Below are 12,901 nucleotides of genomic sequence, written 5' to 3' on the forward strand. Positions count from 1 at the left end.
AGGTTGCCGACGACGAGGTTCGCATCATGGGATCGAAGTCGGAACTGCTGCGAACGTTGGTCGCCGCTTCAAGCGTAGAAACGGCGGCGTTCGGCGTTCATAGTTCTGTACTGAAATGGCGCGCCCGGAACGATTCGAACGTCCGACCCTCAGATTCGTAGTCTGATGCTCTATCCAGCTGAGCTACGGGCGCGCATTGGAGTGGCGCACATAGGGGCGAGTTTCCGGCTTGGCAAGCGGCTATTTCGCCTTTTCGAGCACTAGTTTCACTGCCCGGGCCAGCGGCACGTCAAGCGGCGGCATCGCCAGCCCCGGCAGGGCATCGGCGGTGAACCATTCCAGCGCTTCGGCATCAAGGCAGGCCGGATCGCCCTGCCAGTGGCGGCACGTGTAAAGCGATATGACAATCCCCGCTGCGGGATCGGCAGCCTCGGTCAGATAGACGATGCGGGCCGGATCAAGTTCAAGGGCAAGTTCCTCGCGAATCTCGCGGATCAGCGCCAAGGCCTTGGTTTCCGCGGCTTCCACCTTGCCACCCGGAAATTCCCATAGTCCGCCGTGCTGACGGTCAGCCCGCCGGCGCTGCATCAGCACCCGCCCCAGTTCGTCGATCAGGGCCACGGCGACCACGTCGATCATTGTCGGAATTTTTTTCAAAGCGGCTCGGTCCATAAACCAATTCTTAGGGATAGCCACCGTAACCCCCGCTGATCTGCACCCATTTTGCGGAGACGGAGACCAATGAAGACATTCGTCAAGAGGCTGCTGCGCGACAAGCGGGGCACGTCCGCGATCGAAATGGGGCTGATCTGCTCGCTCATCATCCTGGCGATGATGACCGCGCTCGAAAACTTTGCCGGAGAGAGCCAGCTCACCTGGAACACCATCTCCAGCAAGGCTCACGAAGCCATGAATAACTAGGGTTCGGAGTTAAACATTTCGCAAGACTTTACCCCTAGTTCAGTGATTGCTCGATCCGGGGTGACTGGGAAAGAGCCGGGTAATCTAGACTGCCAACAGGAGACTGACCATGAAGTTCATCAACAAGCTGTTCCGTGACGAAGCTGGTGCGACCGCTATCGAATATGGCCTGATCGCTGCTCTGATCGCCGTTGCCGCCATCACTGCCATGCAGGGTCTGGGCAACGAACTGCAGACCACCTTCAACACCACCTCGTCGGCCATGCAGACCGCCAACAGCTCGGCGTCGTAAGCATAAGCCAACTAGGCTGAAACACGAGGGGCGGCTGGGAAACCAGCCGCCCCTTTCGTTTGGGCCGCCTGGCGCTGGATCGGCAGCGCCTGGTCCGATCAATACGTAACGATCTTGACCTTCTGCCCCACCGTCAGCGCCGTCTGGCTGGCCGGCAGTCCGTTAAGCACCCGGAAACGGTCAAGCGGCGCATCGCTGTAGGCCATGCGCGACGCCAGCGATTGCACGGTGTCGCCCTTCTTGACGGTCACCACCAGCAGCTTGCGCGGCTTGAGCGCTGCGACTTCGGCGGCGCTGAGGCGCTTCATCGATGCGAACATCGGCTGGAACGGGTTCGAACCGGCCTGGGTGATCGTCACGAAGTGATAGGCATGGGTCGCATCCCACTGATAGGCGAACACCGTCACATCAACCTGGCCGCTGCCCGAAGCGACCCGGGTCACCGCCGTGGCGGCCTGGATCCCGTTCACAGTGGTGCGGCTGATATTGCCCGGTGCAAGCTGGGCCTGATTCGCCTGGCCGAATTCGTTGAACACCGCGCGCACATAGGCATCGAGATCGCCGTTGAACTGGGCGGTGGTGAACTGTCCCTTGCCGCCCTGGCCGCCAATCGCCACGGCCTGGGTGCCGTTGACCAGGAAGAACCCGGCCGGCGCTTCAAAGGCCATCTTTTCAACCGGATGCTTGAAACTGCGGCCTTCGACATAGCCCTGTTCGGGCGAATCGCCATAGATCATCCCGCTGATCTTCGTCAGGAACAGGTCGCGATTCGTTGTTCCCTTCGCGGCAGTGCCCGCAAGGGCCTGGGTCGTTCGCACACGCGCCGCCGGATCGGGGTGAGTCGAGGCCCATTCGGGCACCTGATCGCTGGTCCCCATCATCCGCGCATCGAGTGCATTCTGATTGGCCAGGCTTTGCAGCACGGTTGACATCGCGCGCGGATCGTAACCGGCTTTCCTGAGGTACTGGATGCCCAGCGCGTCAGCTTCGTTTTCCTGCTTGCGCGAGTATTTGAGCGTCAGCAGCTGCGAGCCTTGCAGGAAGCCCTTCTGCAGAATCTGCCCGACCTGGCTGTTGTTGCCCAGCAGCACCCCGGCCAGAATCGCCCCGCCGATCCCGATTACCGAATTCTTGGTCGCCGCGCTTTGCCGCTTGGCACTGTGCCGGGCCGCAACGTGGCCCACTTCGTGCCCCATCACCCCGGCCAGTTCCGCCTCGTTGTTCATCAGCGCGACCAGCTGGCGGGTGGTGTAAACGAAGCCCCCGGGGATCGCGAAGGCGTTGTTGACCGAACTGTTGAGCATGGTGACGGTGAAATCGTTGGTGCTGTTCGACAGCCCCGATTGCACTGAAATCTTCTTGCCCACGCCGATCACGTAGTCGGCCTGCGGACCTGTCATCGCCCCGCCGAACTGCGCGGTCAGCTGCGGATGGGCCTTGGCGCCTTCGTCCTTGTCCTTCTGGCTAATCGCCTGGACGGTCTGCACCGCCTGGGCCACCAGCCCTTGCGGAACAAGCGCGAGCACCACGGCGGCACCCAGGGTATATTTGGAAAGGCGGGAGAATTGCATGGGGGGCTCCTCAGCATGGAGTTAACCATGCAAGGCTAGGCCCAGATCAAGCACTTGAAAAGCCCCGTAATCGCGTTTCCGAAACGGATCAGCCCTCGCCAATCCGCAGGAACCGCTCCTCGCGCTTGGCGCGCAATTGCTCGGCCGAGAGCTTGCCCAGCGCGGCCAGTTCCTCGTCAAGCGCCGCCGACAGTGCCCTGGCCATCAGATCGGGTTCGCGGTGCGCGCCGCCGACCGGTTCCTTGACGATCCGGTCGATCACGCCCAGGCCCAGCAGATCCTGCGCGGTCACCTTCATCGCTTCGGCCGCGTCGGCCGCCTTTTCGGCAGTGCGCCACAGGATCGAAGCGCAGCCTTCCGGGCTGATCACCGAATAGACCGCATGTTCCAGCATCAGCACCCGTTCGGCACTGGCCAGCGCCACCGCGCCGCCCGATCCGCCCTCACCCACGATCACTGCCACCATCGGCACCGGCAAGGCCAGGCAGGCCTCGGTCGAACGGGCGATCGCTTCGGCCTGGCCGCGCTCTTCCGCCTCAACCCCCGGGAAAGCGCCCGAGGTGTCGACCAGCGTCACCACCGGCAGGCCGAACCGCCCGGCCAGGTCCATCAGGCGGATCGCCTTGCGATAACCTTCGGGCTTGCCCATGCCAAAATTGTGCCGGATCCGGCTTTGCGTATCGTTGCCCTTTTCGTGCCCGATCAGCATCACCCGCCGGTTCCCGAGCCGGGCAAACCCGCCGATGATCGCCTGGTCATCGCCGAAATAGCGATCACCGCCCAGGGGCATGAAATCGCTAAACATATTGCCGACATAGTCGCAGAAATGCGGGCGCATCGGATGCCGGGCAACCTGCGTCTTCTGCCAGGGGGTCAGCGCGGCATAGGTGCTGGCCAAGAGGTCCGCGCTCTTCATTTCAAGCCGGCGGATCTCTGCGGCCAGATCGACATCGCCTTCGCTGGCGGTCTGGCGCAGTTCGGAAATGCGCGCTTCGAGCGCCGCCACCGGCTTTTCGAACTCAAGGTAGGAAATCATCCTGCTGCGCTAGCCCGATGTGCCGCCTACGGCAAGGGCCAGCCGGTCACCTGTTGGACAAGGCCAGCCGGTGGGCATGGCCCAGCCGGTCACCTCTTGGACAAGGGATGCCGCGCATTGACCAGCGCGACCAGCCGCGCCGCATCGACGTGGGTGTAGATTTGGGTAGTGGCGATATCGGCATGGCCCAGCAGGGTCTGCAACACGCGCAGGTCAGCCCCGCCTTCAAGCAGGTGCGTGGCAAAGGCATGGCGCAGCACATGCGGGCTGACCTTTTCGGGATCGATCCCGGCCCGCGCCGACAGCGCGCGCAGCAGCTGGAACAGGCGGATCCGCGTCAGATGCCCACTCCGCCCGGTGGACGGGAACAGCAGCTTGCCGCCCTCGCCGCGCAGGGCCAGCCAGCGTGACAGTGCCTGCCGGGCGCGGGTGCTGACCGGCACCATCCGCTGCTGCCCGCCCTTGCCGGTGACGTTGAGGAACGGCGCGTCGCGCGGCACGGCGTTGAGCGGCAGCGAAACCAGTTCGGTCGCGCGCAGGCCCGAACCGTACAGCAGCTCAAGCAAGGTCAGTAGCCGGACCGCCTCGGGCTTGTCGCCCGCGGCTTCCTCTTCCGCCCGGGCAAACAGCGCATCGACTTCACCGTGGCCCAGCAGCCGCGGCAACGGACGGCGCGTGCGCGGGCGCGGCAGCGCGGGCGACGGATCATCCGTGCGCCAGCCTTCATCGACCAGGAACCCGCAGAACTGCCGCAGCGCCGAACACTTGCGCGCCAGGCTGGACGGCGCGAGTCCGGCCCAGGCCCCACCCAGCGAGGCAATGGCGTCGCGATCAGCCTGGGTCAGATCGCCGATCGCTTCCTCGGCGCCTTCAAGATCGCGGCGATAGGCCATCAGCGTATTCGCCGCCGCGCCGCGTTCTGCGGCGAGCATGGTCAGGAAAGACTCAATCGCGGCGGAAATCGATCACCCCCGGGCGACCGCTTCAGCCGCAATCATCCGTGCCTCGGCCGACAGGCCAACCCGGTTGAGCGCGGAAACGATGTGGTAGAGGTTGACGCTGGTCATCTTGTCCCAGCCATCGCCCTGCATGCCCAGCCCGGCCAGCAGGATCACCAGCTGCCGGTTGTTGACGTCGGCCGCGCGCTGGATCAACCGGGTCCACTTGGTCTGCCGTTCAAGGCTGATCCCCAGCTTGGCGGCAAAGTCCCGGGCCGCGTCGGGCTCAACCCGGCCCAGTCCGGCGAGGCCAGCCAGCAGGAACCGCGATTTGCGGTAACCATCGCTGGCATCGATGCCATAGAACGAATCCAGCGCCGAACCGTTGACCGGCGCGGTGCGGTTGGGCGCGGCCAGCGCCAGCTGCCCCCAGGCGAGCGAGCCGATATCGGCCAGCTGCCCCCAGCGCAGCGCATTCTGATCAAGCCCGGCTGCCAGCATCGATGCGATCAGATCGGGCGCGTCCTTGGCATAGTCACCCGAAGGCTCCAGCCGCGCGGCCGCATAGGCAGTCAGCACCTGGCGCGAATAGCGTGCCTGCGGATCCGCCCCGCCATCCCACAGCGCGACGATCGCGGCATGGCGATCGCTTGCCTTTTCCGCGACATAGGCCTTGCGCAGGGTCTGTGCGGTATCGGCCCAGGGACCATTGATTTCGTCAGCGGCATAGATCTGGCTGTAGAGATCGACCATCGCCGCGCTGGACAGGATTCCGGCCCCTGCGGCGCGATCGGCACCCTTGGCGCGCAGTTCCAGCTTGGCCATCGGCGCGGTTGCGGCCACGAAATCATAGCGCAGCGGCAGGTTCCCGGTCAGCCCTTCGGGCGGTTCAAGCCCGACCGCCAGGGTCAGCGCATAGCGCCAGGGGTTCATGTCCTTGACCCCATCCCATTCGATCTTGACCGTGCGCCGCGCCTTGCCCGCGGCCCCGGCATAGCGCTGGGCCAGCAGGATATCGATCTGCGGCCAGCCGCCTTCACCAACCAGCTGGTCAAGCTGCGAAAGCCCGGCCGCGCCATCACCCTGGAACGAGGCACAGATTGCGCGCAGCACCCGCCAGTCGGCATCCTTGCGCCCGCCGCCAATCACCGAAGTGACCGGGCAGATCCCGGTGATATCGGCGGTAAAGGCATAGGCATCCATCGCCGCCTGGGTCAGCGCGGGGGTATAGTTACCGGCATCGACATCCTGCACCAGCTGGCGCGCGGCCTCACCCTCACCCATCCGCACCAGCAGCGCGGCGCGGCTGGCAGCGAAATCGGCCGGGTTCATCCCCGCCGGCGCATCAAGCCGCGAAGCCAGCGCGCGGCGCAGCAGGATGTGCCCCCAGCGCGAGACCATCCGCCCCTTGTTGCCATCCAGCGTTGCCTTGACCAGCTGGGCGCTCTGCTTGCCCAGCGACCAGGCCGGCATGCCGCCTTCGTCTTCGGCCAGGATCCCGACCTGCTTCATCGAGCGCCGCGCGGCCGAAGGCATATCGAACTTGGGCTTGAGCCCCAGCAGCTCATCGAGCTGGTCCGGGCTCATCGATTCGAGCTCCTTGAGCGTCGGGATCTTGTGTCCTGACGGCAAGGTGGCCGGGCGCGCGGCAGGGCTGGCCGAGCCTCCGCCCGAACCCGGGATGGGCTGGACAACCGGTGTCGAACCGGCCGAGGGGACCGCCGGAGCAGCCGGCTTTGCCCCGCCCGCCTTGGGCCTTTCAAACCCTGGCGGCAGCAGCGATTCGGGTGAGCTCTGGGCCATGGCCCAGGCCGAAGTCAGCGCCAGGGCGATCCCGCCCGAAAACAGCAGCGCGCGCTTCATGGGCCAACCTTGGGCAGCATCGCCGGCGCGCTCATCGGGGTGAGCGGGCGTTCGCCGCCGTCATGCCAGGCCCAGCCCAGCAGTGCGGCCAGCAGGGCCAGTCCCAGCCCGCCGAGCATCCAGCCCTTGCGCATTTCAACCGCCACCCAGTGCCTCTTCCGCCTAAATCTTGCCCGGAACTTGCAACCCCGGTTAGCCTATCTATAGGCGGGGCCGCAATGGACCATGAACTTTCCCCCGACGAAATCGCCGCACTGGCGCGGCGGATCGACCAGCCGATCGTGCTGGTGGGGATGATGGGCGTGGGCAAGACCAGCGTGGGCAAGCGGCTTTCGGCGCTGCTGCACATGCCGTTTGTGGATGCCGATGAGGAAATCGAGCGCGCCGCGCAGATGTCGATCCCGGAAATCTTTGCGCAGTTCGGCGAAGACTATTTCCGCGATGGCGAACGCCGGGTGATCGCCCGGCTGCTCGATGGCCCCGAAGCCACCCGGCGCAAGGTGATTGCCACAGGTGGCGGCGCTTTCGTCAACGCCGAAACCCGCGCGCTGGTGCTGCAGCAGGGCATCGCGGTCTGGCTCGACAGCGATATCGACGTGCTGCTGGAGCGCGTTTCGCGCAAGGACAACCGCCCCTTGCTGAAGCAGGGTGACCCGCGCGAGATCCTGACCCGCCTCAAGGCTGAGCGTGAAAGCGCCTATGCCGAGGCGCCGATCCATGTGAAAAGCGGCAATGGCCCGCACGGGCGGACCGTGACGAAGATCCTGAAGGGCATCGACCAATGGCTGTGATCCCCGTCGACGTGGCCGGGCGGCCTTACGAAGTGCGGGTCGGTACCGGACTGCTCGCCAATCTGGTTGGCGAATGCAGCGGCCGGTTGCGCAAGCGCCGCGTGCCGGTGGTGACCGACGCCAATGTCCATGCGCGCTGGGGCGCCGCGGTTGAAGCAGCGCTGCACCAGGGCGGGCACGAAGCCGCCTGGCGGGTGCTGCCGGCCGGCGAGGCGAGCAAGAGCTGGGATCAGCTGGCCGCAACGGTCGACTGGCTGCTGGCCGAAGAGGTTGAGCGCGGTGACCATGTGCTGGCGCTGGGCGGCGGGGTGATCGGCGACCTGACCGGTTTTGCCGCTGCGATCCTGAAGCGCGGCTGCCAGTTCATCCAGCTGCCCACCACCCTGCTGGCCCAGGTCGATTCGAGCGTCGGCGGCAAGACCGCGATCAACACCCCGGCCGGCAAGAATCTGGTCGGCGCGTTCCACCAGCCCGCGCTGGTGCTGGCCGATCTGGCCACGCTGGACACCCTGCCGCTGCGCGAACTGCAGGCCGGCTATGCCGAAGTGGTCAAGTACGGCCTGCTGGGCGATGCCGATTTCTTCCACTGGTGCCAGGCCCACGGCGCAGCGCTGCTGGCGGGCGATGCCGCCGCGCGCGAATATGCCGTGGCCCATTCGGTCGCCGCCAAGGCCCGGATCGTCGCCGCTGATGAACGCGAAACGCTGGGGCTGCGCGCGCTGCTCAACCTGGGCCACACGTTTGGCCACGCACTGGAAGCGCAGACCGGCTTTTCCGATCGCCTGCTCCACGGCGAGGGCGTGGCGCTGGGGATGGTGCTGGCGGCGCGCTTTTCAGCGGCACGCGAACTGATGCCGCGCGCCAGTGCCGAACTGGTGGCGAGCCATTTTGCCGAAGTGGGCATGCCCAGCGAAGTCGCGACGCTGGGCCTGAACTGCGATGGCCGGGCGCTGGTCCAGCACATGCTCCATGACAAGAAGATGGACGCCGGCGTGCTGCCTTTCGTGCTGATGAAGGCGATCGGCGAAGCGTTCCTGGCCCGGGACGTGGCACTGGATGACGTCGCGGCGTTTCTTGATCGAGAATTGGCGGGCTAACACCCTAGCCCGTCGAACTCGCCCGCGAAACGCGGCGCTTGGGGCGAGATCGGACCGGAGCTAGGACGAACGCGAAACTCACCAGTGTTTGGCGATCTCCATTGCGCGGCTGGCTGACCAATTCGCTCAATCGCTCTAGCAGTCCGTTGACTTCGGCCAATTCCGCGGGGCTGAGCCAGCCCTTGTTGCGCGAAGCCCAGAGGGTCCGTTCGGGGCCTTCGGTTATTGCCGCATCGTCCGTTATCGCGTTCTCGAAGTCGGAACCGGCAACTTGCAGCATTGCTTTGGCAAAGCGAAGCAATTCGGGACCATTCCCCTGCGGCCCAAGATCATAGCCCAGTCGCAGTGGAAAGCCGCCCGGCTCTGCAAGGCGGAACCGCTGCTTGTGACCTGCCGTGCCGGGCACTTCCCGGACAAGGCCGGCCACATCCAGCATGCGCATATGGTAATATAATCCATCGGCCGGACGCCCAAGGTGCTCAGCCAACTGGGCAATTTCCGCCTCTCCGCCAAGCGCTGAGAGCGTGTCGACCAATTCCTGGCGAACCGACGAACTCAACAGGCGAATCTGGGCCGGGTCGCTGACCAGCGGGCGTTTGCGGGGATCGGAATTGGTTCTGGACATGTGTTGAAATTGAATACATCGTTTTCAACGACTCGCAACAACCATTCCCACTACTCTCGCCTTGGTGGAGCGCAGATCCTTGTCCAGGATTCACAAACGACTAGTCCAATTTTCCGCCTTGATCGCCTTGGCCGGCCCCTCGCCAGCCATCGGTTCCGGTCAGATCTCGCCAGAGCACATCAAGGCTGATCTGGAACTCGCGGTGAAAACGATCCTGCTGCGCCACCCGGACCTGTCTCATTCCACCAGTCGCAAAGCGATCGAAGGCCAGGCCAGAAGGATCGCTCGACAGATCAAGGGACCAACGGATCAAGCCGGGGCCTGGTCATTGCTTGCTCAGCTCAATCCGGTGCTGGCCGACGGTCATCTGTTCATCGGCTTTCCGGCCTGGCGCGATCGAGACCGGGTTCCGATTGCGGCCGAGGGCGGCTTCTTTCCTTTCGAAATAGCTCTTGATTCCAATGGTTCTCCGACGATTCTGGCCGAACTGGGGGGCGCGCAGTCAACCCTGGCTGGCAAGCGCATCCAATCGATCAACGGTGTTGACGCAGGCAGTGTGGCGCATGCCTTGATGGCCCGTGCGCACGGCGATTCCACAGCCTTCAGGCGGGCATTGACCGGCGAAAGATGGTGGCTCTTCTACGCGCTTCGATTTGGCCAGCCGCGGGTGTTCAGTCTGAAATTGCGCGGCGAACACAGACCCAGAACAGTTCTTCCCAGCAGCTCCGCCGCCGCAAACCTGCAGCGGGAGAGTCAGTTTGAACAAGCCTATTCATGCCAACAGACAAAGCCCGGCACTGTGCTGCTGAAACTGGGCTCGTTCGCCTGGGACGACAAGGCCCGCTACCTGGCTTTCACACGGGAATGCTTCTCCAGGATAAGAACCTGGGGCAGCAAACGCCTTGTGATTGATATCAGCAGCAATGGTGGCGGAGATGACGAATTCTGGAAGGAAGGCGTTCTGCGATATCTTGCCAAGGCGCCCTATCGGCATGGCTCGACGTACCGCAAGCGCCAACCCGATGGTTCAATTGCCCACGGCGAAATCGATATCCCTGCTACGAGCGAAGAAACCGAACCTCTGCGTTTCCCGGGTTGCGTTACTGTGAAGATCGGATTGCAAACCTATTCGTCAGCGGTGCTCTTTGCGAATGTGATCCGCGCCGAAAAGCTCGGCTCGGTAACCGGGCTCGGCGGCGCAGTCCGTACCCGTCAATCGGGCGGCGTCCAAAGCATGACCTTGCCGCATACTGGCCTTGTGCTGTTCTATCCGCGGTTTGTTGTCGATACGCCGGACAAGGGGACAGCTCCCAGTTGGCTAAGGTCAAGCTTTCAGCCATGTAAACCAACCAACGATCAGGCGTCAGTAAGGCGTCCTGGATGAAATGCTCTAACCGGATCGACAGTTGCAGGGATAGGCCATTGCCGCTAGCCCCCCGTTTCAAGTGAAACCAGACAGGGGCGCATCATGACAGCAGCCGAAGCCACGCCGAAACTTGAGGACCTGCACGACCGGGCCTTTCTGGGGCATCCGAAGGGTCTGGGCTATCTTGCGTTTGTCGAGGGGTGCGAGCGGTTCTCGTACTATTCGATGCAGACACTGCTGGTGCTTTACATGGTCAAGTACCTGCTGCTGCCCGAGAATTTCGGCAATGTGGTGGGGCTCGGCTGGCTGCAGGGCGCCGCCTATGACGGCAAGGAAGGCCAGCCGCTCGCCTCGGCAATCTTTGGCGATTACACCAGCCTGGTCTATCTGACCCCGATCGCCGGCGGGTTGATCGCCGATCGCTGGCTAGGCCGCCGGGCGACCTTGCTGGCCGGGGCCGTGATCATGGCGCTGGGCCATTTCCTGATGGCTTTCGAAGGGCTGTTCCTGTTCGCGCTGCTGGCGCTGATCATCGGCGTCGGGCTGTTCAAGGGCAATATCGCCACCCAGGTGGGCGAGCTTTACGGCCCCAATGACCTGCGCCGGGCCATGGCCTTCCAGATCTTCTACATCGCGATCAACGTCAGCGTGATCGCGGCACCGCTGATCGCGGGGACACTGGGCGAAAAGGTGGGCTGGCACTATGGCTTCGGCACCGCCGGGGTGGTGATGGTGGCCGGGCTGCTGCTCTACATCAAGGCTGGCCCGTGGCTGCCCAAGGATTCGCGCAGCGCCGAGCCGGGCTCCGGCCCCAGTGGGATCAGCTATCCGGTGATGCTGGGCGCAGCTGCGGTGATCGTGGCTGTGCTGCGCATGCTGGCTCCGTCCGTTCCGGCTATCGCGGCAGCCGGGATCTCTGGCCAGCTGGGTTTCGCGCTGGCGCTGGGCCTGCTTGCCGGAGTTAACGCTGCCGACCGGCCGCGCCTGCTGGCGCTGTTGCTGCTGATCCCGATCCTGGCCCTGGCCATGCTGACCAACCAGGAGATCTTTAACGCCTATCTGGTCTGGGCCGACGAGCAGTTCCAACTGACCTTCTTTGGCTGGACCGTTCCCACCAGTTACATGATCACGATCGACGCCGCGCTCAGCTTTTCGATGCTGGCGGCGGTGGCGCTGTTCTGGAAATGGCGCAGCGATCGCGGCGGCTGGGAGCCGGACGAGATCGGCAAGATGATCCTTGGCAGCGTGTTCGTGATCGCGGGCGGGCTGTGCCTCTACATCGCGGCACTGACGCAGGGCACCGGCAAGATCGGACTGTTCTGGCCGGTCATGTTCCACCTGTTCAATTCGATCGGCTTTTCGCACATCATGCCGGTCAGCCTGGCGCTGTTCACCAAGGTTGCACCGCGCGCGATCACCGCAACGGTAGTGGGGATCTATTACCTGACCTTCTTTGCCGCCAACAAGACGGTGGGGATCATCGGCGGCTGGTATTCGACGATGGACACGCCCAGCTTCTGGCTGGTCCACGTTGGCACCGCGGTGGCGGGTCTGGTCGGTTTCGTGCTGTTCCGCGCGGTGATCGGCAAGCGGCTGGCCGAAACCAAGACTGCCTAGCCGAAGATCGCGATCGACTGCATCCCCACCGCCACGGCCTCGCCGCGGGTATTCCAGATCGCCATGTCCTGGCTGGAGCAGCCCTTTTCGGCATAGTTGCCCGCCGCGCGCAGCAGGAACCAGCCGCCGTCGGTTTCGGGCAGCGGGGTCAGCAGGTTGATCAGCCAGGTCATCGAAGAGATCGGGGCCGGCCCGGTCAGCGGCATCACGCCCGGCGGCAAGGCATCGGCCAGCAGGATCAGCGCGACCATCGGATCGAGCCCTTCGGCATCCTTGATCCGTTCCCACCAGCAGATTTCCGGCACCTTTTCGCCGCTCTGCGGCAGGGCGAAGCGGCGGTCGAGATTGGGGGCAAAGCTGGGCCCGGCGCGTTCGGGCAGCGGCACGGCCTGATCGAGCGGTATCACGTTGGCCGGCATCGGCACTTCGTGGAGGTGCAGCGAACTGGCCTCGACCGCGCCCATGAAGACAAAGGTTGCGGTCAGCCCGACCCCGCCCTCACCGGTCACCTCGGCGCTGATCCAGCTGGCGTTGCGGCCCTGACGCAGCAGCTTAGCCCGCACTTCGACCTCGCCCGCCAGCGGCCCGACGAAATTGACCGTGGCCGAGCGCAGCGGCGGCAGGCCATCGACCAGCCGCTGCGCCGCGACCAGCGCCAGCGCGGCCGAGAATCCGCCATAGCTGGTGCGGCCCTGCATCCAGTTTTCGGGCACAGTGGCGGCGAAACCACCGTCGATCGGCCGCGCGGCGGCAAGGACTTGGGGCAAGCTCATCCACTTTCCAT

Annotated in this window: 14 protein-coding genes and 1 tRNA gene; 6 read left to right on the forward strand and 9 right to left on the reverse strand. The window is 64.4% G+C overall.

What is annotated here, in order from left to right:
* Positions 1-116: 116 nt before the first annotated feature.
* Positions 117-193 (reverse strand) — tRNA-Arg (locus IT549_RS09660).
* 47 nt (positions 194-240) lie between these two features.
* Positions 241-639 carry a (deoxy)nucleoside triphosphate pyrophosphohydrolase gene (locus IT549_RS09665; RefSeq protein WP_365776705.1) on the reverse strand — a complete coding sequence of 133 codons (399 nt, stop codon included), beginning with the start codon at positions 637-639 and terminating at the stop codon, positions 241-243.
* A gap of 102 nt (positions 640-741) precedes the next feature.
* Between IT549_RS09665 and IT549_RS09670 the strand changes: the two genes are divergently transcribed.
* The gene (locus IT549_RS09670) at positions 742-921 is read left to right on the forward strand and encodes a Flp family type IVb pilin (protein WP_292972535.1); all 180 of its coding nucleotides are present in this window, start codon (positions 742-744) and stop codon (positions 919-921) included.
* A 109-nt stretch (positions 922-1,030) separates the two neighbouring features.
* The gene (locus IT549_RS09675; protein ID WP_292972538.1) at positions 1,031-1,213 is read left to right on the forward strand and encodes a Flp family type IVb pilin; all 183 of its coding nucleotides are present in this window, start codon (positions 1,031-1,033) and stop codon (positions 1,211-1,213) included.
* Positions 1,214-1,311: 98 nt separating this feature from the next.
* Here the strand turns inward: IT549_RS09675 and IT549_RS09680 are convergent, their stop codons facing one another.
* From IT549_RS09680 to IT549_RS09700, 5 genes are all read right to left on the reverse strand, one after another.
* Positions 1,312-2,784, reverse strand: coding sequence for a M48 family metalloprotease (locus tag IT549_RS09680; RefSeq protein ID WP_292972540.1), 1,473 nt, complete (start codon positions 2,782-2,784; stop codon positions 1,312-1,314).
* Positions 2,785-2,872: 88 nt separating this feature from the next.
* A complete protein-coding gene (locus tag IT549_RS09685; protein ID WP_292972543.1) occupies positions 2,873-3,820 on the reverse strand; it encodes an acetyl-CoA carboxylase carboxyltransferase subunit alpha in 948 nt (315 codons plus the stop codon).
* Positions 3,821-3,909: 89 nt separating this feature from the next.
* Entirely contained in the window at positions 3,910-4,782 is an 873-nt protein-coding gene (locus IT549_RS09690) for a tyrosine recombinase (protein WP_292972610.1), read from the reverse strand.
* Between the two features lie 3 nt (positions 4,783-4,785).
* The gene (locus IT549_RS09695) at positions 4,786-6,621 is read right to left on the reverse strand and encodes a hypothetical protein (protein WP_292972544.1); all 1,836 of its coding nucleotides are present in this window, start codon (positions 6,619-6,621) and stop codon (positions 4,786-4,788) included.
* On the reverse strand, positions 6,618-6,767 hold the full coding sequence (locus IT549_RS09700) for a hypothetical protein (protein ID WP_292972547.1): 150 nt from the start codon (positions 6,765-6,767) through the stop codon (positions 6,618-6,620). Before IT549_RS09700 ends, IT549_RS09695 begins: the two co-directional genes overlap by 4 nt.
* A 72-nt stretch (positions 6,768-6,839) precedes the next feature.
* Between IT549_RS09700 and IT549_RS09705 the strand changes: the two genes are divergently transcribed.
* Together IT549_RS09705 and aroB are read left to right on the forward strand one after the other, a co-directional pair.
* Complete coding sequence (locus IT549_RS09705; protein WP_292972550.1) at positions 6,840-7,412, forward strand: shikimate kinase; 573 nt, start codon at positions 6,840-6,842, stop codon at positions 7,410-7,412.
* Positions 7,403-8,509, forward strand: coding sequence for a 3-dehydroquinate synthase (gene aroB / locus IT549_RS09710; RefSeq protein ID WP_292972553.1), 1,107 nt, complete (start codon positions 7,403-7,405; stop codon positions 8,507-8,509). The genes IT549_RS09705 and aroB overlap by 10 nt, the downstream gene beginning before the upstream one ends.
* Before the next feature lie 4 nt (positions 8,510-8,513).
* Here aroB and IT549_RS09715 read toward each other — a convergent pair whose 3' ends face one another.
* Positions 8,514-9,134: a helix-turn-helix domain-containing protein gene (locus IT549_RS09715; protein WP_292972555.1), complete on the reverse strand. Its 621-nt coding sequence runs from the start codon at positions 9,132-9,134 to the stop codon at positions 8,514-8,516.
* A gap of 118 nt (positions 9,135-9,252) precedes the next feature.
* Between IT549_RS09715 and IT549_RS09720 the strand changes: the two genes are divergently transcribed.
* Both IT549_RS09720 and IT549_RS09725 read left to right on the forward strand, forming a co-directional pair.
* Complete coding sequence (locus IT549_RS09720) at positions 9,253-10,518, forward strand: S41 family peptidase (RefSeq protein ID WP_292972558.1); 1,266 nt, start codon at positions 9,253-9,255, stop codon at positions 10,516-10,518.
* An 84-nt stretch (positions 10,519-10,602) separates the two neighbouring features.
* Positions 10,603-12,117 carry an oligopeptide:H+ symporter gene (locus IT549_RS09725; protein WP_292972561.1) on the forward strand — a complete coding sequence of 505 codons (1,515 nt, stop codon included), beginning with the start codon at positions 10,603-10,605 and terminating at the stop codon, positions 12,115-12,117.
* Here IT549_RS09725 and IT549_RS09730 read toward each other — a convergent pair.
* On the reverse strand, positions 12,114-12,890 hold the full coding sequence (locus IT549_RS09730) for a thioesterase family protein (protein ID WP_292972563.1): 777 nt from the start codon (positions 12,888-12,890) through the stop codon (positions 12,114-12,116). The two genes, IT549_RS09725 and IT549_RS09730, sit on opposite strands and share 4 nt — an antisense overlap.
* Positions 12,891-12,901 lie beyond the last annotated feature (11 nt).

The sequence above is a fragment of the Novosphingobium sp. genome (genome assembly GCF_020852455.1).
GTDB lineage: Bacteria > Pseudomonadota > Alphaproteobacteria > Sphingomonadales > Sphingomonadaceae > Novosphingobium.